Raw genomic sequence first — 23,127 nt, forward strand, 5'->3', positions numbered from 1 at the left:
TCACCGCAGCCGAAGGAGCCCTGCCATGACCGTCGCCGAACCCCTGCCCACCCACTCTCCCGTGCCGCCCCTGGCCGCGCGGGCGCGGGCCGTCGGCGGCTCTCCCGTACGGGACATCCTCGCCGTCACCGCACGACCCGAGGTGATCAACTTCGCGGGCGGGCTCCCGGCACCGGAACTGTTCGACGCCAAGGGCATCGCCGCAGCGTTCGAGGCGGTGTTCGCCGAGGCGCCCGCGCGGGCGTTGCAGTACTCCACGACCGAGGGCGAACCCGCGCTGCGGGACGCGCTCGCCGCCCGGACCACCGCGCGCGGCCTGCCGACCGGCCCCGACGACCTGCTCGTCACCACCGGCTCCCAGCAGGCCCTCTCCCTCCTGGCCACCGCCCTCCTCGAACCCGGGGACACCGTCCTCGTCGAGAACCCCTGCTATCTGGCGGCACTTCAGGCCTTCGGCTTCGCCGGAGCGCGGATCGTGGCCGTGCCCGGTGACGAGCACGGCGTCGATCCCGAGGCACTGGAGGACCTCGTCGTGCGCGAGCGGCCCAAGCTGCTCTACACCGTCCCCACCTTCCAGAACCCGACCGGCCGGACCCTGCCCGCCGAACGGCGCGCCGCCGTGGCCCAGGTCGCCGCCCGGCGCGGACTGTGGATCGTCGAGGACGACCCCTACGGAGAGCTGCGCTACGACGGCGCACGCGTGCCGTGGATCGCCGCCCACCCGGGTGCCGAGGACCGCACGGTACTGCTCGGCAGCTTCTCCAAGGTCATGGCGCCCGGACTGCGACTGGGCTGGCTGCGGGCACCCGGTGAGCTGCGGCGCGCCTGTGCCGTCGCCAAGCAGGCCGCCGACCTGCACACCCCGACCGTCAACCAGCTCGCCGCGGCCCGCTACCTCGCCGACAACGACCTCGACGCCCATGTCGCCCGCGTCGCCGCCGTGTACCGCGAACGCCGTGACGCGATGCTCGCCGGGCTGGCCGGGGCGCTGCCCGAGGGCTCGGTCTGGAACCGGCCCGAGGGCGGCATGTTCCTCTGGGCACGCCTGCCCGAGCCGCACGACACGACGGCCCTGCTGCCCCAGGTCGTCCGCCAGAACGTGGCCTACGTCCCCGGCGCCCCCTTCTACGCCGGCACGCCCGACCGCACGACCCTGCGGCTGTGCTTCGTGACGCAGACGCCGCAGGAGATCGGGGAGGGGCTGCGCAGGCTGGGGGAGGGGCTCAGTCCCACCAGAAGTGCCACGCCCGCTGGTTGAGAACCTGGTGCTCGGCGTAGGCAGGGAGGGTCGGGTGCGTGCCCTGGTGGATGTTGTCCGGGCAGAACGCGAAGTGCTCGGCGGCGACGGCCCGCGCGGCGGCCGGGGTGCGGGGCGGGCCGGCCACGGACACCAGCAGGTGATCGAAGCCGAGGGCTATGAGACGTATGCCGAAGCGGTCCTCCCAGGAGCGCAGCACCGCGCTGATCCGGGCCGTGTCGCCGTCGTGGTTGGCCGGGCCCGTCCAGCCGATCGCCGTCGGGATGTCCGCGCTGCGGCGGGCCGGCACCAGGGCGAGGCGGGGGTCCTTGAGCGGGCCGCCGTCGTCGAGCAGGGTGTCCGCGACGCCGATGGCCACGGAGTCCAGGTCCTGGTCGCCGGGTGCGGCGTCGGCCGGGCCGGGCCACGCCTCGCCCTGCGGGGCGTGCTCCTCCCAGTACTCCGCCAGGACCTCCTGGGCGTCGTGGTCCCCGGGGTAGGACACCTCGCCGGGCATCAACTCCCAGCGGCCGGGACCGCCGTGGCCGTCGCCCGTCTCCAGGACGACCGGCAGCAGACCTGCCCGGCGGGCCGGCTCCAGTGCCGCCCAGCCGCCCGGAAGGGCGCGCCCGTCCGCGCACCACAACAGCGGCTCGGGCCAGGAGCCCTCGTCGGTGGTGTCGAGGAGTACCCCGGCGGGGAGTCGAAGGCCGAGCGAGCGGCCGCTCGGGTCCGCCGCCAGCTTCGGCAGGGGATTGGGAAGAGTCGCCATGGGGGTGACTGTAGAGCCGGCCACTGACACAGCGGCCGGTCCGGTGCTCCGTCGCAGCGGACAGGAACTGACCTATTCGCTCCCTACCGTTGAGACATGACCACTTCCTCGGAGACGACGGATCTGCTGGCCGCGTTCGCGGAACAGCGCGCGTTGCTGCTGATCACCGTGCGCGGACTCACCGACGCGCAGGCCGCGCGATGTACGACCGTGAGCGAGCTGACCCTCGGCGGGATCGTGAAGCACCTCGCCCAGGGAGAGGAGGCATGGACGCGGATCATCGCCGAGGGCGACGGGGAACTGCCCGAGGGCATGCTCGACTTGGGGCAGTACCGCATGACCGGGGACGACACGCTCCCCGCGTTGCTGGAGCGCTACGCGCGCGCCGCGCGGGGCACCGAAGAAGCCGTGGCCGCGCTGCCGGACCTGGACCTCAGCGTGCCGCTGCCGAGGACGCCCTGGTCTTCGCCGGAGCCCGAGTACTGGTCCGTGCGCCGGATCCTGCTTCACCTGATCAGGGAGACCGCCCAGCACGCGGGACACGCGGACATCATCCGGGAGGCCCTGGACGGCGCGAACACCACCGCCCAGCGCTGACCCCCTGCGGCATCGGACCCGGCGGCTTTGCCGTCGTGCCCCCGCCCGCCCGCCCCGCCGTAGGTGACGCCCGAGGGCGGCACTCGACCGGAGAGTGCCGCCCTCGGGGCTGTCGGGAGGAGCCGGGCTCAGAGCCGCTCGGGCGTCCGGATGCCCAGCAGGTCCATGCCCCGGTGGAGCGTGCGGGCCGTGACGTCGCAGAGGAACAGGCGGTTCTCGATCTGCTCGGGCGTCTCGGCCTTCAGCACCGGGCACTTGTCGTAGAACGTCGTGAAGAGCGACGCCAGCTGGTACAGGTACGCCGTCAGCTTGTGCGGGGCGTGCTCCGCCGCCGCCTCCGCCACCGTCTCCCCGAACGAGTCGACGTGCAGGCCCAGCGCACGCTCCGCCGCGTGCAGGTCCAGCTCCGGGTGGGCGGCGGGACGGGTCTCGCCGGCCTTGCGCAGGATCGACTGGATCCGGGCGTAGGCGTACTGGAGGTACACGGAGGTGTCGCCGTTGAGCGAGACCATCTGGTCCAGGTCGAACTTGTAGTCGCGGTTCGCCGACGTCGACAGGTCCGCGTACTTCACCGCGCCGATGCCCACCTGGGTGCCCCGCTCGGCGATCTCCTCCTCGGAGAGGTCCTGGGCCTTCTCCCGGACCACGGCCGAGGCGCGGTCGATCGCCTCGTCGAGCAGGTCGACCAGGCGGACCGTCTCACCCTCACGGGTCTTGAACGGCTTGCCGTCCTTGCCGAGGACCGTGCCGAAGGCGAGCTGGACCGCTTCGACGTCGTCGTTGAGCCAGCCGGCGCGGCGGGCCGTCTCGAAGACCATCTTGAAGTGGAGCGACTGCCGGGCGTCCACGACGTAGAGGAGCGTGTTCGCCTTGATGTTGAAGACGCGGTCGCGGATCGCCGAGAGGTCGGTCGCCGCGTAGCCGTAGCCGCCGTCCGACTTCTGCACGATCAGCGGGACCGGCTTGCCGTCCGGGCCCTTGACGTCGTCGAAGAAGACACAGAGGGCGCCTTCGGAACGGACCGCCACGCCCGACTCCTCCAGGAGGCGGCAGGTCTCGGCGAGCATGTCGTTGTACCCCGACTCGCCGACGATGTCCTCGTCGCGGATCTCCATGTCCAGCTTCTCGAAGACGGAGAAGAAGTAGATCTTCGACTCGTCGACGAACTTCTGCCACATGGCGAGGGTCTGCGGGTCGCCCGCCTGGAGGTCCACCACCCGGCGCCGGGCACGGGTCTTGAACTCCTCGTCGGAGTCGAACAGCTTGCGCGAGGCCTTGTAGAGGCGGTCCAGGTTCGACATCGCCTCCTCGCCGCTCACCTCACCGGACTCGTGGTCCAGCTCGTGCGGGTGCTCCTCCAGGTACTGGATGAGCATGCCGAACTGGGTGCCCCAGTCGCCGATGTGGTGACGCCGGACCACGTGCTCGCCGGTGAACTCCAGCAGCTGCACCACCGAGTCGCCGATCACCGCGGAACGCAGGTGCCCGACGTGCATCTCCTTCGCCACGTTCGGCTGGGCGTAGTCGATGACCGTGGTGCCCGGCCGCTCCGCGCGCGGCACACCGAGGCGGCCGGTGTCGTCCGCGTAGCGCTCGGCGAGGTTCAAGGTGATCGCGCGGTCGGTGACGGTGACGTTCAGGAAGCCGGGACCGGAGACCTCGACGTCCTTGATCAGCTCACCCGACTCGACCCGGGAGACGACCTGCGTGGCCAGCTCGCGCGGGTTGGCCTTCTCCTTTTTCGCGAGGGCCAGGATCCCGTTGGCCTGGAAGTCGGCCCGGTCGCTTCGTCGCAGCAGCGGGTCCGCGGAGCCGGCCTGCGGCAGGGCTGCCGACAGGGCCGCCGCGAGGCGCTGGTGGACGGAGTCGCTGAGGGACGTGACCGAGGCCATAGGTAAGGGTGCCGTTCTCCTCGAGGGAATCGATAGACACGCCCAGTATCCCATGGGGGTAAAGCCGTTTTTCCAGGCGCGAGGGGGTCTGGGACAATGGTGCGGTCAGCCGTGCGACCGTACCGGCTGCCCGATGCAGAAAGAAGGACGTGCCGATCGTGGCTCAGAGCACCGAGACCACCGACTGGGTCTCCCGTTTCGCGGATGAGGTCATCGAGGAGTCGGAGCGCCGGGCCCCGGGCAAACCCGTCGTCGTCGCGTCCGGCCTTTCGCCGTCCGGCCCCATCCACCTGGGGAACCTGCGCGAGGTCATGACCCCGCACCTCGTCGCCGACGAGATCCGCCGCCGGGGCCACCGGGTGAGGCACCTGATCTCCTGGGACGACTACGACCGGTACCGCAAGGTGCCGGCCGGTGTCCCGGGCGTCGACGAGTCGTGGGCCGAGCACATCGGCAAGCCGCTGACGTCCGTCCCGGCGCCCAAGGGTTCCTCGTACGCCAACTGGGCCGAGCACTTCAAGGCCGCGATGATCGCGTCGCTGGCCGAGCTCGGCGTGGAGTTCGACGGGATCAGCCAGACCGAGCAGTACACCTCGGGTGTGTACCGCGAGCAGATCCTGCACGCCATCAAGCACCGCGGCGACATCGACGCGATCCTCGACCAGTACCGCACGAAGAAGGCCCCGGCCAAGAAGCAGCAGGGGCAGAAGCCGGTCGACGAGGCCGAGCTGGAGGCCGCCGAGGGCTCCGGCGCGGCCGCCGAGGACGACGGCAGCTCCGGTACCGTCGGGTACTTCCCGTACAAGCCGTACTGCGGCAACTGCGAGAAGGACCTCACCACCGTCACGTCCTACGACGACGACTCCACCGAGCTGACGTACGCCTGCACCGCGTGCGGCTTCTCGGAGACGGTCCGGCTGAGCGAGTTCAACCGCGGCAAGCTGGTCTGGAAGGTCGACTGGCCGATGCGGTGGGCGTACGAGGGCGTCGTGTTCGAGCCTTCCGGTGTCGACCACTCCTCGCCGGGCTCGTCGTTCCAGGTCGGCGGGCAGATCGTCGGGATCTTCGGCGGGAAGCAGCCCATCGGGCCGATGTACGCCTTCGTCGGGATCTCCGGCATGGCGAAGATGTCGTCCTCGAAGGGCGGCGTGCCCACCCCGGCCGACGCGTTGCGGATCATGGAGCCGCAGCTGCTGCGCTGGCTGTACGCGCGCCGCCGGCCGAACCAGTCCTTCAAGGTCGCCTTCGACCAGGAGATCCAGCGGCTCTACGACGAGTGGGACCGGCTGGACGCCAAGGTCGCCGACGGCAGCGCCCTGCCGGCCGACGTGGCCGCGCACGCGCGTGCGGTGGGTACGGCCGCCGGTGAGCTGCCGCGGACGCCCCGGCCGCTGCCGTACCGGACGCTGGCGTCCGTCGCGGACATCACCGCCGGGCACGAGGACCAGGCGCTGCGCATCCTCAGCGAGCTGGACCCGGAGCAGCCGCTGACCTCGCTCGACGAGGCCCGCCCGCGCTACGACAAGGCCGAGGCCTGGATCAACACGCACGTCCCGGCCGACCAGCGGACGATCGTGCGGGACGAGCCGGACGCCGAGCTGCTGAAGTCGCTGGACGAGCAGGGCCGCGAGTCGCTGCGGCTGCTGCTGGACGGGCTGGCCGGTCACTGGTCGCTGGACGGGCTGACGCACCTGGTCTACGGCGTGCCGAAGGTGCAGGCCGGGTTCTCCGCCGACGCCACGCCGAAGGAGCTGCCGCCGGAGATCAAGACCGCCCAGCGGTCCTTCTTCGCCCTGCTGTACCACCTGCTGGTCGGACGGGACACCGGGCCGCGGCTGCCCACGCTGCTGCTGGCGGTGGGGCAGGACCGGGTGCGGTCGCTGCTCGGTCAGTAGCCGGAAAGGGGCCCTCCGCCGGGAGGGCCCCTTCGTCGCACGCGTGCAGATGATGTCGCGCTCCATGAACCCCGAGGCGCCCGGGTTCGCGGCGGCTGCCCGTTCCCGGGCGCGGTCGGCACCGGGGGCTGCGCGGAAGCGCAAGGGGAGGGGATGAACGGTGATTCCGACGCCCCTCGCGGCTAGGCGATGTGCTCTTCTTCCATCTCCTTGTAGTGGCGACCGCTGAAGCGGTCGACCATGCGCTTGGCATCCGTGGTGTCGACCCGGATGCCGTACTCCGCCTCGATGTTGTCGACGAGCTGATTCGGCGTCGGGTAGCTGCCGTTGATCGACTGCTTGAAGACCTGGTAGTACGACTCCTCGTCCGGCTCCGCGACCGGCGCGGTGCCGGGGAGCGGGGTGCCGCCGCCGTCCCCCAGTTCACGGGTGCGGCCCGGGCCCACCGGGATGGGGAAGCCGCCGGTGTCCTCCGGGGAGGGCTCCTGCTCGAACTGGGCCTGGTACTGCTCGGCCTCCTGCTGCTCCGCGATCCATTGGGCGTACTGCTCCGCCGGGTCGTAGTCGGGGTCGTAGCCGCCCTGGTACTCGACCTCGCGGGGCGTGTTGAACCACGGGCTCTGCTCGGGCTCCGGGACGCTCGCCGGTTGCTCGGCGCCGTGCTTGCCCTCGAGCTGCGGCCGCTGCTCGGCGGGCGGTGCCGCCCGCTGCGGGACGGGCGCCGGAGCGGCGGCGCGACCGCCGGCGGCCACCTCGGTCTGCTGCGGCGCCGGGGGGATCAGCGCCGGCTCGATGCCCGCCGCCGCCAGCCCCGCGGGAGCCGTCTCCGCCAGCGGCACCCCGTACCGCGCCAGCCGCAGCGGCATCAGGGACTCCACCGGTGCCTTCCGGCGCCAGGCCCGGCCGAACCGTGAGCGCAGCCGCGCCTGGTAGACCAGACGCTCCTGCTCCAGCTTGATGACCTGCTCGTAGGAGCGGAGCTCCCACAGCTTCATGCGGCGCCAGAGGAGGAAGGTGGGGACGGGGGAGAGGAGCCAGCGGGTGAGCCGGACGCCCTCCATGTGCTTGTCGGCCGTGATGTCCGCGATGCGGCCGATCGCGTGCCGGGCCGCCTCGACCGAGACCACGAACAGGATCGGGATCACCGCGTGCATGCCCACACCGAGCGGATCCGGCCACGCCGCGGCGCCGTTGAACGCGATCGTCGCCGCCGTCAGCAGCCAGGCCGTCTGACGCAGCAGGGGGAACGGGATCCTGATCCAGGTGAGGAGCAGATCCAGGGCCAGCAGGACGCAGATGCCCGCGTCGATGCCGATCGGGAAGACGTAGGAGAAGTTCCCGAAGCCCTTCTTGAGGGCCAACTCGCGGACCGCCGCGTACGAACCGGCGAAGCCGATACCGGCGATGATCACGGCGCCGGCCACGACCACGCCGATGAGAACGCGGTGCATCCGAGTCAGTTGCAGTGGCGCGGCCACCCGTACTCCCCTCCCCTTGCGTGTTGTTGCGCGCAACAGGGTGGCACATGTGTGCGGAGGACGGGTGGCCGGTTCCCGTCGGGACGGTTCAGCTCTTCGACGCCGGCTTCTTGGACGGCGACTTCGAGGCGTCCTTCGAGGGCTCGTCCGAGGCCTCCTTGGAAGCCGACTTGGACGGCGACTTCGAGGGGGACTTCGACGGGCCGGTGCTCGCCTTGCCGCCGGTGCCGTTCGCGTCGGACACCGCGGCCACCGCCTCCTTGGCGGCCTTCTTCGCGTCCTTCAGCAGGTCGTCGCCGCTCGGCGTCTTGTCGCCGGCCAGACCGGCGCCGTTGTAGTCGAGCGTGACGACGACGTTCTCGACGCGTGCCACGACCGTCTGCTGCTTGAAGGTGCCTTCCTTCTTCTTCAGGTCGTAGTGCACGGCCGTCGCCTGGTCGCCCGTGCCCGTCACCGGCTCGGTCTTGACGCTCTTCGCGCCCTCGACGGCCTGCGCCTCCTGGACCTGCTTCTCGAAGTACTCCTGGGCCAGCTTGTCGGCCGGGCCGCGGGTGACGTCCGACTCGAAGCGCAGCATCGACACGTTCAGCCAGCGGAACTGCGAGCCCTTCACGCCGTTGTTGTCGAGGCTGTTCCAGGAGCAGCTGGCACGCGTCGAGATGTCGTCCGACTTGCCCTCCTTGCCGGACTTGCCCTCCGGTACGAGGTCCTTCAGCGTCTTCTTCGAGAACGCCTTGCACGGCTCCGGAAGCTTGCCGTACGCCGCCGCCTGCACCGTCGGGGACGGGCTCGCGGACGCCGAGGCCGCGGCCTTCCCGGCCTTGTCCGTGCTGTCGCCGGAGCCGGAGTCCGAGGAGCAGCCGGCGGCGACCAGCATCACGGGGACGGCGGCCGCGCAGACAAGGACGCGGTTGAGGCGCTTCGCTGGCTGGTCTCGCTGTGCTCGTCGCTGCATGGTTCCTTCACTCATGACGCTCGTGGTTCCCTGCGGTCGGAACGGGTCCGACTGGTCACGGTACGCGGTGGGGCGACGGTGTGTTCTTCCTTCCCGCGCTTTCCGGGTCCGCGTGAAGAGGCCGTGAACGGGCCTCAGTCGCTCAGCGAATCCGCCAGCTGGGAGGCCAGTTTCTGCGCCCTGTCCTGCATTTCCTTGCTGTCCGGGACGACGCCGACGGTCGTCGGCTGCTCCGCGTACTCGATGGTCACGATGACGTTGGACGTGCGGAACGCCACAGTCACCGTCCGCTGCTTGGCCGTCGAACCGGAACTGTTCAGACCGTCGTCGAGGAAGGCCTCGTCGCCGAGGTCCTCCAGCACTCGCGGTTGCAGCTCGGTCGGGGCCGCGGACGGGGACGCCGAGGGCGAGGAGGAGCCGGACGGGGAAGGGGAGCCGCTCGGGGACGCGGCCGAACCGCCCGCCGGGGTGCTGCCGGTGGCCGCCGTCTCGGTGGCGGTCGGCGCGGGCAGGTGGGCCGACGCCTCCTGCTCCGCGAAGAGCTGCTCGGCCTGGTTGTCGTCGCTGACGGAGTTGTCGTAGGAGACGACCCGCTCGAAGTCGATCAGCAGATGGTCGGTGGCGTCCGGGGAGTCCACCTTCCAGCGGCAGCCGACCTTGCGGTCGGTGTCGAAGGTGCTCGTCGGCTCGCCCTCGTAGGCCTTCTCGCGTTGCTCCTCGTCGCGGATCTGCCGGATGCCGGGGAGGAGTTCGTCGAGTGTGCTCTCGCTGACGACGGCGCAGGGCTCGGGCAGCGTGCGGTAGCGGCCGGGCTCGGCGGCGGGCGACGCGGTGCCGGTGTCGCCCGGGTTGGAGTCGTCCGTCGAGCCGCCGTCGGCCGAGCCGCCGGTGCAGCCGGCCAGTACCGCCGCGAGGAGCACGGCGATACCGGGTGCGTACGCCTTCCGTTGCACGTGGTGGCCCCTCTCGAGACGGATATTGGCTTGCCGCCGCAGGGCGGGCGATGAACACAATGTGTATCGCACGCACAGCCGTGAACGCCGGTCCGATTTCCCTTTCGTCGACCTTGGCTCCGGTATTTGCTGTTGAAGACTTCTGTTGGCTTACGGGGGATTGAGGGCGTTATGTCGTATGTAGAGATGCCGGGTGCGAAGGTACCGATCCGGATGTGGGCCGACCCGGCCTCGGTCGAGGACTCGGCGCTCCAGCAGCTGCGGAACGTCGCCACGCTGCCGTGGATCAAGGGCCTGGCCGTCATGCCCGACGTGCACTACGGCAAGGGTGCGACGGTCGGCTCGGTCATCGCGATGCAGGGTGCGGTGTGCCCCGCGGCGGTGGGCGTCGACATCGGCTGCGGAATGTCGGCGGTGAAGACGTCCCTGACGGCGAACGACCTGCCGGGCGATCTGTCCCGGCTGCGGTCGAGGATCGAGCAGGTGATTCCGGTGGGGCGGGGGATGCACGACGACCCCGTGGATCCGGGGCGCTTCCACGGGCTGGCCACCGCCGGATGGGACGACTTCTGGAAGCGGTTCGGCGGGGTGGCGGAGGCGGTCAAGTTCCGTCAGGAACGGGCCACCAAGCAGATGGGAACGCTCGGTGGAGGCAACCACTTCGTCGAAGTCTGCACGGATACGACCGGTTCTGTCTGGCTGATGCTGCACTCCGGTTCCCGGAACATCGGCAAGGAGCTGGCCGAGCATCACATCGGCGTGGCCCAGAAGCTCCCGCACAACCAGAACCTGGTCGACCGCGACCTCGCCGTCTTCGTCGCGGACACCCCGCAGATGGCGGCGTACCGCAACGACCTGTTCTGGGCGCAGGAGTACGCGAAGTACAACCGCACGATCATGATGGCGCTCCTGAAGGACGTGATCCGCAAGGAGTTCAAGAAGGCCAAGCCCACCTTCGAGCCGGAGATCAGCGCGCACCACAACTACGTGGCCGAGGAGCGCTACAACGGGATGGACCTGCTCGTGACCCGCAAGGGCGCGATCCGGGCCGGCTCCGGCGAGTACGGGATCATCCCCGGCTCCATGGGCACGGGTTCGTACATCGTGAAGGGCCTCGGCAACGCCAAGTCCTTCAACTCGGCCTCGCACGGCGCGGGCCGGCGCATGAGCCGCACCGCGGCCAAGCGCCGGTTCACCACGAAGGACCTGGAGCAGCAGACCCAGGGGGTGGAGTGCCGTAAGGACTCCGGTGTCGTCGACGAGATCCCCGGCGCCTACAAGCCCATCGAGCAGGTCATCGACCAGCAGCGGGACCTGGTGGAGGTCGTGGCGCAGATCAAGCAGGTCGTCTGCGTGAAGGGCTGACCGGCCGGCTCTACGACTCCCGGTGCACCTTTGTGTTCGACGCCTGGGCGCGGGGGCGGAGAACCAGGAGATCGACGTTGACGTGGGCGGGGCGGGTGACCGCCCACGTGATCGTCTCGGCGACGTCGTCGGCGGTGAGGGGCTCGGCGACGCCCTGGTAGACCTTGGCCGCCTTGTCCTCGTCGCCGCCGAAGCGGGTCAGGGCGAACTCGTCCGTCTTGACCATGCCGGGGGCGATCTCGATGACGCGGACCGGCTGTCCGACGATCTCCAGGCGGAGGGTCTCGGCGAGGACGTGGGCGCCGTGCTTGGCGGCCACGTAGCCGCCGCCGCCCTCGTAGGTGCCGTGCCCGGCGGTGGAGGAGACGACCACGACCGTGCCGTCGCCGCTCGCGATCAGCCGGGGCAGCAGGGCCTGGGTGAGGTTGAGGGTGCCGATGACGTTCGTCTCGTACATCTGCCGCCAGTCGGCCGGGTCGCCGGTCGCGACCGGGTCGGCGCCCAGCGCGCCGCCCGCGTTGTTGACCAGCACGCCGACCGTCTTGAACGCCGTGGCGAACTCGTCGACCGCCGCGCGGTCCGTGACGTCCAGGGGGTACGCCGTGGCCTGGTGGCCCGCCTTGGTGATCTCCTCGGCGAGGGCCTCGATGCGGTCCTTGCGGCGCGCGGTCAGAACGACGCGGTAGCCCGCCGCGGCGAGCTGCCGGGCCGTGGCGGCGCCGATTCCGCTGCTCGCACCCGTGACGACGGCGATGCGGGAGGCTGCGGGCGGGGCGGCGGGGGCCATGGGAGCTCCTCGGGCGTGGGTGTGCGGGGCGGACGGTGCGCTGGCGCTTGCGGCCAGGATAGGCGGGCCCCGCGGTGGGAGAATGAGGCTGGGTGGTCCCCTGTTTCTCCAGGAGGTGGATCATGGGTGAGGCACGTGAGGTCATGGACCGGCTCACGGACGCGGTCACCACGCACGCCGACCCGAAGGTGTTCGGCGAGCTCTACGCCGAGGACGCGGTCGCGTTCACCCCCGACGAGGGGGAGCTGCGCGGGCGCGACTCGATCGTCGAGTACTGGCGGGCGATGACCGAGGCGGTCCCCGAGGCGAGGTTCGAGGTGCTGCACTCCTACGAGGCCGGTGACACGGCCATCGACGAGGGGATCTTCAGCGGGCGCAACACCGGTCCGCTGGAGCTGCCCAACGGTGAGACGCTGCCGCCGACGCAGAAGGAGATCCGGATCCGGGGAGTGGACATCGCCACGGTGAAGGACGGGCGGATCGTCGACTACCGGCTGTACTTCGACGAGATGGACTTCCTCGGGCAGCTGGGGCTGATGCCGGACGAGCCGTTCTGAGGCCCCACGGCGTCCGGCCGGCGTCCGGTCAGTTGCCTCGCGGGGCGTACATGATGACCGCCATGCCCGCGAGGCAGACCAGCGCGCCCGTGATGTCCCAGCGGTCCGGGCGGTAGCCGTCGGCGACCACGCCCCACAGGATCGAACCGGCGACGAAGATCCCGCCGTAGGCGGCGAGGACACGGCCGAAGTGCGCGTCGGGCTGGAATGTCGCGACGAAGCCGTAGGCACCGAGCGCGAGGACGCCGCCGGCCGCCCAGAGCCAGCCCTTGTGCTCGCGCACGCCCTGCCAGACGAGCCAGGCGCCGCCGATCTCGAGGAGGGCGGCCAGGACGAAGAGGGCGGCGGAGCGGAGCACGAACATGGCGGTCAGCTTCGCACGCCCACGTCATGGCGCCGGTGTCAGTCGCCGGGGGGCTCGGCGTCGTAGCGCTCGCGGGCGCCCCTGACCTCGTCGAAGTGGTTCTCCGCCCAGTCCTTCACGGCGGTGAGCCGACACGGGTGGCCGAGACGTTCGCCCTGGAGGATGCCGCGAAGGCGCATACCCGGTTGGACGGGGGCGGTGTGCGGGGGCGGCTGGTGCTCGTGCCCTGACGTCCACGTCCGGGCCGGGCGTCACGGCGGGCAGGGGCCCCACTGGGACCAGCCCCGCCGGGAACAGCCCCACGTGGGTCGCCGTTCCCCAGGTATAGTTGAACCGTAAACAATCTGGAGGGTGAGCGATCATGCAGTTCGGGATCTTCAGCGTCGGCGACGTCACGCCCGACCCCACCACCGGCCGGACACCGACCGAGCGCGAGCGGATCAAGGCCATGGTCGCCATCGCGCTGAAGGCCGAGGAGGTGGGGCTCGACGTCTTCGCGACCGGTGAGCACCACAACCCGCCGTTCGTGCCGTCGTCCCCGACCACGATGCTCGGCTATGTCGCGGCCCGCACCGAGCGGCTGATCCTCTCCACGGCCACGACCCTGATCACCACCAACGACCCGGTGAAGATCGCCGAGGACTTCGCGATGCTCCAGCACCTGGCCGACGGCCGGGTCGACCTGATGCTGGGGCGCGGGAACACCGGCCCGGTCTACCCCTGGTTCGGGCAGGACATCCGGCAGGGCATCCCGCTCGCCGTGGAGAACTACGCCCTGCTGCACCGGCTGTGGCGCGAGGACGTCGTCGACTGGGAGGGGAAGTTCCGTACGCCCCTGCAGGGCTTCACGGCCACACCCCGCCCGCTGGACGGCGTACCGCCGTTCGTCTGGCACGGCTCGATCCGCTCGCCGGAGATCGCCGAGCAGGCCGCCTTCTACGGCGACGGCTTCTTCCACAACAACATCTTCTGGCCGGCCGACCACACCAAGCGCATGGTCGAGCTGTACCGGGAGCGGTACGCGCACTACGGCCACGGCACGCCCGAGCAGGCGATCGTCGGGCTCGGCGGACAGGTGTTCATGCGGAGGAACGCGCAGGACGCGGTGCGCGAGTTCCGGCCCTACTTCGACGTCGCGCCGGTCTACGGGCACGGGCCGTCGCTGGAGGACTTCACGGACCAGACGCCGCTGACCGTCGGCTCCCCGCAGCAGGTCATCGAGAAGACGCTGGCCTTCCGCGAGTACGCCGGCGACTACCAGCGGCAGCTGTTCCTCGTCGACCACGCCGGGCTGCCGCTGAAGACCGTGCTGGAGCAGATCGACCTGCTCGGCGAGGAGGTCGTGCCGGTGCTGCGCAAGGAGTTCGCCGTGGGCCGCCCGGCGGACGTGCCGGACGCCCCGACGCACGCGGCCCGGCTCGCCTCCGCCCGGGGGTGAGAGGGCGGTAGGGCCCGGCTCCCGGTTGCGTGGGCCCTGGTGAGAGGGCAGTAAGAAGGACGCTCCGGCGCAGCGCATACGACCCCCGCGACCCGGCGCCTTGGCACACTGGACGCGTGCCCCACACCGTGCTGCTCGCCGAAGACGACCGCGCCATCCGCCACGCCCTGGAGCGTGCCCTGACTCTGGAGGGCTACCGGGTCATGGCGGTCGCCGACGGCGTCGAGGCGCTGGCGCAGGCCCACCGCAACCGCCCGGACGTGCTCGTCCTGGACGTGATGATGCCCGGCATCGACGGGCTCCAGGTGTGCCGGGTGCTGCGCGCCGAGGGCGACCGGACGCCGGTGCTCATGCTGACGGCCCTCGTGGAGACCGCCGACCGGATCGCCGGCCTGGACGCGGGCGCCGACGACTACGTGGTGAAGCCCTTCGACGTGGAGGAGGTCTTCGCCCGGCTGCGCGCCCTGCTGCGCCGCACCAGCCCGGTGAATGCCGGGAGCGCTCCGGCGGCCGAGGCGCCCAGGCCGCTCCCGGAGCGGTTCATCGAGGCGGCCGGCATCCGCATGGACCCGCAGGCGCGCCGGGCCTGGCGGGGGGCGCGCGAGCTGGAACTGACCCGCACCGAGTTCGAGCTGCTGGAACTGCTGGTGCGCAACGCGGGCATCGTCCTCGACCACTCGACGATCTACGACCGCATCTGGGGTTACGACTTCGGGCCCGGCTCCAAGAACCTCGCCGTCTACGTCGGCTATCTGCGCCGCAAGCTCGACGAGCCGGACGCGCCGCAGCTGATCCACACGGTGCGCGGCGTGGGTTACGTGCTGCGGGAGGACTGAGTGGGCCGCTTGCGCCGGCTGCTGAGCGGGCGGCGGCCGAAGCTGGTCTCGCTGCGCACCACCTTCGCGGTGTCGTTCGCGGCGGTGACGGCGGCCGTGACGATCCTGGTCGGCATCCTGTCCTACAGCGCCGCCGCCCGGCTGGTGCGGGTGGACCAGCAGACGGTGTTCGACGAGGTCGTGCAGGACCTGCGCGACGAGGTACGCCAGAACCACATGACACCCGGTGACTTCTCGTCCGCCGCGCCCGGCCACGACCTGGTGCGTCCGGCCCGCACGGACGTGCAGGTGCTCGGCCCGGACGGGCACGTCGTCGACGCGGGCAGCCCGGGGCTGCCGGTCACCGGCACCGACGCGCGGATCGCCGCCGCGGCCGACTCCGGGCGGGTGGCCGAGCACAAGGACGTCGACGTGGGCGACGACGTCTACCGTGTCGCGACCGTCTCCCTCGGCGGCGGCCGGGGCGCGGTGCAGGTCGCGCAGGAGTTCAGCGACGTCGAGGACCTGCTGCGGGCGCTCCAGCAGCGGACCCTGCTGCTGATGGCCGCCGTGGTGGTCGGCGCGGGGCTGTTCGGCTGGTGGCTGGCCCGGCGGATCACCCGCCGCCTGGTCGTGCTGACCGACGCCGCCGAGGACGTCGCCCGCACCCGCCGGCTGGGCATCCAGGTGCCGGTGGCCGGCCACGACGAGGTGGGCCGCCTCGGCCGCGCCTTCGACCGCATGCTGGGCCGGCTCGCCCAGTCCGAGGAGGACCAGCGCCGCCTGGTGCAGGACGCGGGCCACGAGCTGCGCACGCCGCTCACCTCGCTGCGCACGAACATCTCCCTGCTGCGCCGGATCGACGAACTCCCGCCCGGTACGCGGGAGGAACTCGTCGCCGACCTGGGCCAGGAGGCCAGGGAACTGACCGACCTGGTCAACGAGCTGGTGGACCTCGCGGCCGGGCAGTCCGACACCGAGCCGCCGCGCCGGCTGGACGTCGCCGACATCGCCGAGGAGGTGGCGGGGCTGGCCCGGCGCCGCAGCGGCCGGCAGATCCTGCTGCGCGCGAGCGGCGACACCACGACCGACGGGCGGGCCGGGATGCTGACCCGGGCGCTGTCCAACCTCGTCGAGAACGCGGTGAAGTTCGACCAGGGAGGCCGGGCCCCGATCGAGATCGTCGTCTCCGGTCCGGCCCGGCCCGGCAGGATCCGGGTCGAGGTCCTCGACCGCGGCCCGGGCATCTCCGACAGCGACCTCACCCGGATCTTCGACCGGTTCTACCGCGCCGCCGACGCCCGCTCCCTGCCGGGTTCCGGCCTGGGCCTGTCCATCGTCCGCGAGGTCGCCCTCGCGCACGGGGGAGCGCCCTTCGCGTTCCGGCGGGAGGGCGGCGGGACGGCGATCGGGTTCACGGTGGGCGGGGGGCTCGACTGACTCCGCGGGCCCTGCGCACCGGGCGCCGCTGGTCCGCGACCCCGCCGTACGCGACGACCTCGTCCTCCGGGTCCTGGCTGAGCCGCGCGGTGCAGTCGGGCGTCCACGGAGCCGTACGGCGGTTCCTGGCCGTCCACGGCGGTTCCTGGCCGTCCACCCGCAACCCCCCGGCCCGTCCGGGGCGTTGAGCGGGGTGGGCACGTCGGCGCGGTGGGCCGGTCAGTCGCCGAGGGAGTAGAACCGCACCGGGGAGTTGGGCCGGAACCCGATCCGCGGGTACACGGGCGCTCCGGCGGCGGTCGCGTGCAACGTCGCCCGGGTCAGCCCGGTGGCCCGGGCCCCTTCGTGGAGCGCCTTGCGGGTCACGGCCTCTCCGTACCCCCGCCGTTCCCACGCCGGATCGGTGGCGACGAGCGCGACGAAGAGCCGCCCGTCGGCCTCGATCGCGGCGGCGCAGGTCACGGGGACTCCGTCCCGCAGGCCCAGGTACGCGAACACCCGGCTCTTCCACAACGCGGACCCGGTGAGCCCGTCCCGCCCGTCCTCCAGCGGGAATCCGTAGGCCCGCGAGTTGATGTCCGCGTAGGCCCGCAGCAGGTCGTCGTCGGTCACGCGCACGAAGGTCAGCTCGGGATGGACGGGCTCGGGGACCGGCAGCAGGTCTCCCGCCATGCCGGTACCGGGAAAGGCGTAGCGCAGGCCCGCCTGCTCGGCGGCTTCCCCGAGCCCGGAGCGTGCCCGGGGGTCGAGCAGATCCTCGAAGACCCACAGGAACCCGGCGTGGGTCTTGGACCGCATGATCTCGGCGGTCTCGTTCAGTCGTTGCTTCAGCAGCCCGGCGTCCGCGCCGACATCGGTCAGGGTCACACAGTTCCAGAAGGCGAACCGGCAGTCGGCCCACCGCACGGCGATGCCGGGCAGGTCCCGCACATCGGCATGCGGATCCCGGTCGAGCACCATGGCCCGCCAGACGGTGGCGAGCTGCTCCATCGATTCGATCGAGTCCGCGAGATCACGCACAAGGGCCCCCTCAGGTCACGGTCGGCGACGGCCGCCGTACTCGTCCCGCCCGTCACGGGATGCCCTGGTGCGACCCCACGACGCGTACAGATCCTGCCCCTCGGGGGAGGGGCTCTGCGCGTCACATTCCGGCCATCACACCTCGGGCGGTCGACGGACGGGGCGATCCGCCGGCGCGGCGCTGTTCGGAGTTGAGCCGCCGGGCTTCTTCGAGCTGGTCCTCGAGCATGATGATCCGGCAGGCGGCCTCGATGGGCGTGCCCTGGTCGACGAGCCGGCGGGCGCGGGCGGCGGTGCGGAGTTGGTGGCGGGAGTAGCGGCGGTGACCGCCCCGGGAGCGCAGGGGTGTGATCAGGGAGGCCTCGTCGAGGGCACGGAGAAAGCCGGGAGTGGTGCCGAGCAACGCGGCGGCCCGGCCCGTCGTGTAGGCGGGGTAGTGGTCGTCGTCGAGACGGCCCAGTGTCTCGTCTGCTGTCATCTCACCTCTTCGGTGGAACGCGTAGAGGGGCCCTGGCGCCGTACGGCACCAGGGCCCCGAAGGGACTGCTACACCATCTGCCGGCCCTAATACCTCGCCGGCCTTCTGTTTCCGCCCTGCCGTCCGACACTCCGACGGGGGTGCGGGGATCGCGAATGCGTGACCGGAGACCACCTGCCTATCGATGTCCTGCGGTACCCGGACTCATGTCTTTCGCCCGGGCGATCCTGATGGCGCTCGAGTCCTCCGTTCTTCCCTCTGAATGGATCACTTGCCAAAACGGGAACTGCGTACTGCTGATGGCGGCCCCTCGTCCTGCGGGCCACCCGGTCCGGTCGCCAGTTCCGTCGCCGTCGTACAACCACCTGGCTTCGAAACTCCACCACCGCACCGTCATGCGGGTACTGCTGCCCGGCAGTTCGTGTCTGCCGGGCCTCACTGGATCTCGGCTACGAGAGAAACGATAAAGAACCAAGCGGAGAATGTCTACTCTGGCGAGCATAGATTTTGGTCTGCTCGGCGGTGAGGTTCCGGCTCGGCCGATCTCCGCGCACCGAGGGGCCCGGCCGCGGCGCCCGGGACGTCCCGGCTTCCGGCGGCGCCACCGGGCCTGCCCCTTACGTCTCGGTAGTGCGACCACCCGAGGCGCCCGGACGAGCCGGTGCATAGAATCCGGTCCCATGCGGAAGCCTGACGAGCTGATCGTTGACATCGCTGCCCTTGTGGAGTCGGGGCAGAGCAACCAGATGTCCTTGACCGTGGTCGCCGGTGGTGCTGTCATCACCGGTCGGCTGGCCCCAGAAGCCGTGTGGAGGCAGAGGGTTTCGGAGGTGCTGACCAACTCCGCCCGACTCGGCGAGTTCTCCACCGTCTTCGACACCCCCACGAAGAAGGACGGTCCGCCCACGCATCTGCACTTCCATGTCGCCCGCATCCTCCAGGGCACGGTGGGGATCCCGGAGACGGGCGGTATGTACCGGGTCGCCATCGAGGATGTCAGTGCCTGGACCGTGGGGGACTTCAGCTACTCCGACCACTGAGCCACTGACCCGACGGCAGACGTCCATGCGGGAGCAGCCCGTTCCCGCATGGACGTCCCCTGGCGCACCCCTCAAGAGGCCGGGAACCGCCCGGCGCTGACGTCGGAATCCGAGGTCCCGCCGGGAGCGTGCTCCTCGCCTCGCTGCTCGGCACCGGCCTTGGGCCGGGGGATGAGGAGGGTCGCCGGCATGCCGGGCGCCGGCGGTGCGGCGTGGGTGCAGCCGATGATCTGAACCGCGTGTGACGCGGCATCACGGGTGGTGTCAGCGGCCGGTGGCTGGCGATGGGCTCGGGGCCGCCGGTCTCGAGGCGATCGACGACGCTCCCGGCACACGACGAAGGCGGGGTCCGAAAACCCCGCCCGAACACGAAGAACCTCGGCTCAGGGCCACACCAGGCAGTACGGCTGGTGCCCCGCCTCGTGCAGCCGGTGGCTGAAGTCCTGCCACTCGTGCAGCAGTTGGTAGACGTTGAACGCGTCGCGGGGGCCGCCGCGGTCCGGCACCGTCGACCAGATGAAGGCCGCCGCGCCGACCGCTTCCTCGCCGATGCCGCGCAGGGGGTCGACGACCGTCATGGGCAGCTTGACCACCGCGTAGTCGGGGTGCAGGACGACCAGTTCCAGGGGCGGGACCTTGTGCAGGGGGACGCCCTCGATGCCCGTGAGGACCATCGCCGCCATGGTCTCCGGCTTGATCTTCGTGAACATGCCGTTCATACCGAGCTCGTCGCCGCCGAGCTCCTCGGGACGCATCGAGATCGGGACGCGGGCCGCGGTCGCCCCGTCGGGCGCGCCGAAGTATTTGTACGTCACCCCCACCCGACCACCATTCCCGCTGCTCCCGGCCCGAAGATCGTCCACCCGCCGTTCAGTACGTCCGGCGGCCCGCTCCGGTTCACTCGGTGGACCCTGTGTCTGACGCGGCTCCTGAGCGTCCTCCGCCTCGCGCCGGTGCCTTCCCCGCCGGGCACGCCGAGGACCGAGGTCGTCAGTCCCCTCGCCCAGTCCGCCACCGCGATGCATATCTCCACCCGACTGCTTTTCTAGGACGCGTCGCCCCCGCCGCGCAACCCGATCATCGTGTCAGTGACCTCCCCCACGGCCGCCCGCCGAAACGTGCGCTGAAACATATGACCGCAGGAGCTTCGCAGCCTCCGACCACCCCGGGCCGCTTGAGCTGTGTGTATCAGGTACCAGTCTCGCAGACGACGGGCACCGGGGGGCCGGTTGTCCCACGCCCCGTCCGCGCACCCCCCTGGCCTACCCTGAACAAGTCACTGGCACCCGGAGCCCGACTACGTCGGAGAAGGTCGGAGAAGTCGCAGGTCATGAGCGAACTGGCATATCCGTATGAAGCACCGGCCTCGCAGGCTCTTTTCGACCGCGCGGAGGCCGTCACGCCCGGCGGCGTGAACTCACCGGTGCGGGCCTTCCGAGCCGTCGGCGGCACACCGCGGTTCATGGTGTCCGGCACCGGCCCGTATCTGACCGACGCGGACGGACGGGAGTACGTCGACCTCGTCTGCTCCTGGGGGCCCATGATCCTCGGGCACGCGCACCCCGAGGTCATCGCCGCCGTGCAGGACGCCGTCGCGCGCGGCACGTCCTTCGGGACGCCCGGTGAGGGCGAGGTCGCGCTCGCCGAGGAGATGGTCTCCCGCGTCGCGCCGCTGGAGCAGGTGCGGCTCGTGTCCAGCGGGACCGAGGCGACCATGTCCGCGATCCGGCTCGCACGCGGGTTCACGCAGCGCACCAAGGTGATCAAGTTCGCCGGGTGTTACCACGGGCACGTCGACTCGCTGCTCGCCGCGGCCGGCAGCGGCGTCGCGACCTTCGCGCTGCCCGACACCCCGGGCGTCACCGGCGCCCAGGCCGGCGACACCATCGTCCTGCCGTACAACGACCTCGGCGCCGTCCGCGAGGCCTTCCGGGCCCATCCGGGCGAGATCGCCTGCGTGATCACCGAGGCCTCCCCGGGCAACATGGGCGTCGTACCGCCCGCGGACGGCTTCAACCAGGGCCTGAAGGACATCTGCTCCGAGAACGGCGCCCTCTACATCTCCGACGAGGTCATGACCGGCTTCCGGACCAGCCGTGCCGGGTGGTTCGGGGTCGACGGCGTGGTCCCCGACCTGATGACCTTCGGCAAGGTCATGGGCGGCGGCTTCCCCGCGGCGGCCTTCGGCGGACGCGCGGACGTCATGGCCCACCTCGCCCCGGCCGGGCCCGTCTACCAGGCCGGCACCCTCTCCGGTAACCCCGTCGCCACCGCGGCCGGGCTCGCCCAGCTGCGGCTCCTCGACGACGCCGCGTACGCCAAGGTCGACGCCGTGTCGAAGGAGATCCAGGCGCTCGTCACCGAGGCCCTGACCAAGGAGGGGGTCGCGCACCGGTTGCAGACCGCCTCCAACATGTTCTCCGTGTTCTTCACGGACCGGCCCGTGCGCGACTACGAGGACGCCAAGGCGCAGGAGTCCTTCCGCTTCACCGCGTTCTTCCACTCGCTGCTCGCGAACGGCGTCTACCTGCCGCCGTCCTCCTTCGAGTCCTGGTTCGTGTCCACCGCGCACGACGAACGGGCCGTGCAGCGGATCGCCGACGCCCTCCCGGCGGCGGCCCGTGCGGCGGCGGAGGCGACGGCATGAGCGACGGGAAGAACAACAGCGCCGAGGACATCACCGTCGTCCACCTCATGCGGCACGGCGAGGTCGCCAACCCGGACGGCATCCTCTACGGCCGCCTCCCCGGCTACCACCTCTCCGACCTGGGCCGCCGCATGGCCGACCGGGTCGCCGAGCACCTGTCCGGCCGCGATGTGACGCATGTCGTCGCCTCGCCGCTGGAGCGTGCGCAGGAGACCGCCGAGCCGATCGCCAAGGCGCACGGGCTGGACCTCGCCACCGACGAGCGGCTGATCGAGGCCGACAACATCTTCCAGGGCAAGACGTTCGGGGTCGGGGACGGGGCGCTGCGCAAGCCCGGCAACTGGAAGCACCTGGTGAACCCGTTCCGGCCGTCCTGGGGTGAGCCGTACGTCGACCAGGTCGTCCGCATGATGAGCGCGCTGGGCGCGGCGAAGGACAAGGCCCGCGGGCACGAGGCGGTCGTGGTCAGCCACCAGCTGCCCATCTGGATCGTCCGGTCGTACGTGGAACGCCGCCGCCTCTGGCACGACCCGCGCAAGCGCCAGTGCACGCTCGCCTCGCTGACGACGTTCACGTACCGGGGCGACCGCATCGTCTCCGTCGGCTACACCGAACCGGCCCGCGACCTGGTCCCCGCCCACCTCCTCGCCGGCGCGAAGCCGGCCAAGGGCCAGGACAAGGCCTTCGGCGCGTAGCGCGTGGCCCGCGGGAGGCCGCCGGAGCGGCCGACCCGCGGGCCGGCCACGGCCGACGGCGTCGGCCGTGCGGTCCGGCACCGCGGCGGGACACCCCGGCCCCGGTCGCGGACGCGTGCACCCGGGCCGGGGACGGCGGCGGGAACGCGTGACCTCACGGCCTCGCGGCACCGCCGGGCCATCGCTATGACTCCGGTCGCCGTCGCGGACGCGTGCACCGGCGGCCGGGGCGGCGGCGGGAACGCATGGCCTACCGCCTCGCGCCTCGCGGCCTCGCAGGTCCCGCCCGGGCCATCCGCACGGCTCCGGGTCCGGCTTCCTGTGCACGGCCCGGGCACCGCGCGCCCGCTGCCGGGAGCGGCGGCCGGTGAGTGTTCGGACGCGTGCACCGAGTGCCCGGCCGTCGTCGCGGACGTGTGCCTGCGTCCGGAAGGCGGCGGGAAGCGCCTGAGCCGTCGTCGCGGACGCGTACCTGCGGCGGGAAGCGCCTAAGCCGTCGTCGCGGGCGTGTGCCTGTGTCTGGGCGGGCGGCGGGAAGCGCGTAAGCTCGCGGGCTCGTCGCCGGAGCGGTCGGGCGGGGTGGGTGCGCCCCGCGCGCAGGGCGTTCGAGAGGCGCGAAAGCGCCTACCGTTCGGCACCTTCTGATCGCTTACGACTCCTTCGTTACGGAATCTGCGCATATCAGCGGAACCTCCTCGTTCA

Annotated in this window: 22 protein-coding genes; 11 read left to right on the forward strand and 11 right to left on the reverse strand. The window is 71.3% G+C overall.

Translation table 11 applies throughout. The features are described from left to right. The first annotated feature begins 25 nt into the window (after positions 1–25). On the forward strand, positions 26–1,258 hold the full coding sequence (locus ACFY9E_RS35690; protein WP_390991562.1) for an aminotransferase class I/II-fold pyridoxal phosphate-dependent enzyme: 1,233 nt from the start codon (positions 26–28) through the stop codon (positions 1,256–1,258). Here the strand turns inward: ACFY9E_RS35690 and ACFY9E_RS35695 are convergent. Continuing rightward, entirely contained in the window at positions 1,224–2,009 is a 786-nt protein-coding gene (locus ACFY9E_RS35695; protein WP_390991564.1) for a DUF4253 domain-containing protein, read from the reverse strand. The two genes, ACFY9E_RS35690 and ACFY9E_RS35695, sit on opposite strands and share 35 nt — an antisense overlap. Positions 2,010–2,105: 96 nt before the next feature. Here ACFY9E_RS35695 and ACFY9E_RS35700 point away from each other — a divergent pair, with 96 nt between their 5' ends. Continuing rightward, complete coding sequence (locus ACFY9E_RS35700; protein WP_390991567.1) at positions 2,106–2,606, forward strand: DUF664 domain-containing protein; 501 nt, start codon at positions 2,106–2,108, stop codon at positions 2,604–2,606. A 128-nt stretch (positions 2,607–2,734) separates the two neighbouring features. Here the strand turns inward: ACFY9E_RS35700 and argS are convergent, their stop codons facing one another. Continuing rightward, complete coding sequence (gene argS / locus ACFY9E_RS35705; protein ID WP_390991570.1) at positions 2,735–4,498, reverse strand: arginine--tRNA ligase; 1,764 nt, start codon at positions 4,496–4,498, stop codon at positions 2,735–2,737. A gap of 149 nt (positions 4,499–4,647) precedes the next feature. On the opposite strand from argS, the gene lysS reads away from it, so the two are divergent. After that, positions 4,648–6,393, forward strand: a complete 1,746-nt coding sequence (lysS, locus tag ACFY9E_RS35710) for a lysine--tRNA ligase (protein WP_390991573.1) — start codon at positions 4,648–4,650, stop codon at positions 6,391–6,393. 182 nt (positions 6,394–6,575) lie between these two features. On the opposite strand, the gene ACFY9E_RS35715 is transcribed toward lysS, so the two are convergent. The 3 genes from ACFY9E_RS35715 to ACFY9E_RS35725 form a co-directional block, all read right to left on the reverse strand. After that, the gene (locus ACFY9E_RS35715; protein WP_390991576.1) at positions 6,576–7,871 is read right to left on the reverse strand and encodes a DUF2637 domain-containing protein; all 1,296 of its coding nucleotides are present in this window, start codon (positions 7,869–7,871) and stop codon (positions 6,576–6,578) included. A gap of 88 nt (positions 7,872–7,959) precedes the next feature. Beyond that, positions 7,960–8,841 carry a DUF3558 family protein gene (locus ACFY9E_RS35720; RefSeq protein WP_390991579.1) on the reverse strand — a complete coding sequence of 294 codons (882 nt, stop codon included), beginning with the start codon at positions 8,839–8,841 and terminating at the stop codon, positions 7,960–7,962. 119 nt (positions 8,842–8,960) lie between these two features. Then, the gene (locus ACFY9E_RS35725) at positions 8,961–9,779 is read right to left on the reverse strand and encodes a DUF3558 domain-containing protein (RefSeq protein WP_390991582.1); all 819 of its coding nucleotides are present in this window, start codon (positions 9,777–9,779) and stop codon (positions 8,961–8,963) included. A 171-nt stretch (positions 9,780–9,950) separates the two neighbouring features. Here ACFY9E_RS35725 and ACFY9E_RS35730 point away from each other — a divergent pair, with 171 nt between their 5' ends. Beyond that, the gene (locus ACFY9E_RS35730; protein WP_390991584.1) at positions 9,951–11,144 is read left to right on the forward strand and encodes an RtcB family protein; all 1,194 of its coding nucleotides are present in this window, start codon (positions 9,951–9,953) and stop codon (positions 11,142–11,144) included. Between the two features lie 10 nt (positions 11,145–11,154). Here the strand turns inward: ACFY9E_RS35730 and ACFY9E_RS35735 are convergent, their stop codons facing one another. Further along, on the reverse strand, positions 11,155–11,931 hold the full coding sequence (locus ACFY9E_RS35735; protein WP_390991587.1) for an SDR family NAD(P)-dependent oxidoreductase: 777 nt from the start codon (positions 11,929–11,931) through the stop codon (positions 11,155–11,157). Between the two features lie 122 nt (positions 11,932–12,053). Here ACFY9E_RS35735 and ACFY9E_RS35740 point away from each other — a divergent pair, with 122 nt between their 5' ends. After that, positions 12,054–12,488 carry a nuclear transport factor 2 family protein gene (locus tag ACFY9E_RS35740; RefSeq protein ID WP_390991589.1) on the forward strand — a complete coding sequence of 145 codons (435 nt, stop codon included), beginning with the start codon at positions 12,054–12,056 and terminating at the stop codon, positions 12,486–12,488. Between the two features lie 28 nt (positions 12,489–12,516). Here ACFY9E_RS35740 and ACFY9E_RS35745 read toward each other — a convergent pair whose 3' ends face one another. Together ACFY9E_RS35745 and ACFY9E_RS35750 are read right to left on the reverse strand one after the other, a co-directional pair. After that, the gene (locus tag ACFY9E_RS35745) at positions 12,517–12,852 is read right to left on the reverse strand and encodes a YnfA family protein (RefSeq protein WP_351637858.1); all 336 of its coding nucleotides are present in this window, start codon (positions 12,850–12,852) and stop codon (positions 12,517–12,519) included. Positions 12,853–12,890: 38 nt separating this feature from the next. Further along, positions 12,891–13,031, reverse strand: coding sequence for a hypothetical protein (locus tag ACFY9E_RS35750; RefSeq protein ID WP_390991592.1), 141 nt, complete (start codon positions 13,029–13,031; stop codon positions 12,891–12,893). Positions 13,032–13,213: 182 nt separating this feature from the next. On the opposite strand from ACFY9E_RS35750, the gene ACFY9E_RS35755 reads away from it, so the two are divergent. From ACFY9E_RS35755 to ACFY9E_RS35765, 3 genes are all read left to right on the forward strand, one after another. Next, a complete protein-coding gene (locus ACFY9E_RS35755; protein WP_390991595.1) occupies positions 13,214–14,290 on the forward strand; it encodes a CE1758 family FMN-dependent luciferase-like monooxygenase in 1,077 nt (358 codons plus the stop codon). 116 nt (positions 14,291–14,406) lie between these two features. Then, the gene (locus ACFY9E_RS35760) at positions 14,407–15,126 is read left to right on the forward strand and encodes a response regulator (protein WP_390991598.1); all 720 of its coding nucleotides are present in this window, start codon (positions 14,407–14,409) and stop codon (positions 15,124–15,126) included. Further along, positions 15,127–16,545: an ATP-binding protein gene (locus ACFY9E_RS35765; protein WP_390991600.1), complete on the forward strand. Its 1,419-nt coding sequence runs from the start codon at positions 15,127–15,129 to the stop codon at positions 16,543–16,545. Between the two features lie 219 nt (positions 16,546–16,764). Here ACFY9E_RS35765 and ACFY9E_RS35770 read toward each other — a convergent pair whose 3' ends face one another. Further along, on the reverse strand, positions 16,765–17,565 hold the full coding sequence (locus ACFY9E_RS35770; protein ID WP_390991602.1) for a GNAT family N-acetyltransferase: 801 nt from the start codon (positions 17,563–17,565) through the stop codon (positions 16,765–16,767). A 121-nt stretch (positions 17,566–17,686) separates the two neighbouring features. Next, positions 17,687–18,043, reverse strand: coding sequence for a MerR family transcriptional regulator (locus tag ACFY9E_RS35775; protein WP_390991605.1), 357 nt, complete (start codon positions 18,041–18,043; stop codon positions 17,687–17,689). Positions 18,044–18,723: 680 nt separating this feature from the next. Here ACFY9E_RS35775 and ACFY9E_RS35780 point away from each other — a divergent pair. Further along, positions 18,724–19,083: a hypothetical protein gene (locus tag ACFY9E_RS35780; RefSeq protein WP_390991608.1), complete on the forward strand. Its 360-nt coding sequence runs from the start codon at positions 18,724–18,726 to the stop codon at positions 19,081–19,083. Between the two features lie 383 nt (positions 19,084–19,466). Here the strand turns inward: ACFY9E_RS35780 and ACFY9E_RS35785 are convergent, their stop codons facing one another. Continuing rightward, entirely contained in the window at positions 19,467–19,904 is a 438-nt protein-coding gene (locus tag ACFY9E_RS35785; RefSeq protein ID WP_003974483.1) for a hypothetical protein, read from the reverse strand. Positions 19,905–20,413: 509 nt separating this feature from the next. Here ACFY9E_RS35785 and hemL point away from each other — a divergent pair. Both hemL and ACFY9E_RS35795 read left to right on the forward strand, forming a co-directional pair. After that, positions 20,414–21,730 carry a glutamate-1-semialdehyde 2,1-aminomutase gene (gene hemL, locus ACFY9E_RS35790; protein WP_390991610.1) on the forward strand — a complete coding sequence of 439 codons (1,317 nt, stop codon included), beginning with the start codon at positions 20,414–20,416 and terminating at the stop codon, positions 21,728–21,730. Then, positions 21,727–22,425 carry a histidine phosphatase family protein gene (locus tag ACFY9E_RS35795; protein WP_390991612.1) on the forward strand — a complete coding sequence of 233 codons (699 nt, stop codon included), beginning with the start codon at positions 21,727–21,729 and terminating at the stop codon, positions 22,423–22,425. The genes hemL and ACFY9E_RS35795 overlap by 4 nt, the downstream gene beginning before the upstream one ends. The last annotated feature ends 702 nt before the right edge of the window (positions 22,426–23,127 follow it).

The organism is Streptomyces sp. NPDC012466, assembly GCF_042955215.1.
GTDB lineage: Bacteria > Actinomycetota > Actinomycetes > Streptomycetales > Streptomycetaceae > Streptomyces.